The following is a 471-nucleotide window of genomic DNA, read 5'->3' as shown; positions in this document are numbered from 1 at the left end:
GCCCGGCCGCCCTCCCCACCTGAACCACACAGCCTGGGTCACTCGCCGCAGCGATAGACCCGTGTGCCGTCGGCCCGCCGTCCCTTTGGGGTCGGCTCCAGGTCCGGCCAGCCGGGGGGACGCGGTTCGCCGTACTCGACGGGATCGACCGGCGTGCAGGTGGACTCCACCCACTGGGTGAGCCCGCGGTCACCTCGGGTCGCGGCGCGCACGCCGCCGCCGGGGATCACGTACCGCAACCGCCCGGCGGCGACGAGATCGCGCAGCCGCTCCACGGTCATCGCCGGATCGGAACCGAGGAACCCGCCCATCGCCAGCGCCGGCCGGCCCGTGGTGAGGATCACCTGCGCGGCGGGCTGGGCGTTGCCGAAGGCGGCCAGCCAGGTCGCCCCGCCCTGCTCACGCTTGAGGTACGCGATCAGCCCGTCGCTCACCCGGCCGCCGAAGCCACCCAGGCCGCCGCCCCCGGCC

At 75.8% G+C, this 471-nt stretch carries 1 protein-coding gene; it reads right to left on the bottom strand.

The window, feature by feature from the left end; translation table 11 throughout:
• Positions 1 to 38: 38 nt before the first annotated feature.
• Positions 39 to 471: mannosyltransferase YkcB-related protein (locus C1I98_RS42460; RefSeq protein ID WP_497846377.1), on the bottom strand; the 433-nt coding region annotated here is incomplete at its 5' end.

The sequence above is a fragment of the Spongiactinospora gelatinilytica genome, from assembly GCF_003236385.1.
GTDB lineage: Bacteria > Actinomycetota > Actinomycetes > Streptosporangiales > Streptosporangiaceae > Spongiactinospora > Spongiactinospora gelatinilytica.
Note: the sequence above shows the minus strand (reverse complement) of the source record. Positions and strands in the feature narration are given on the sequence as shown.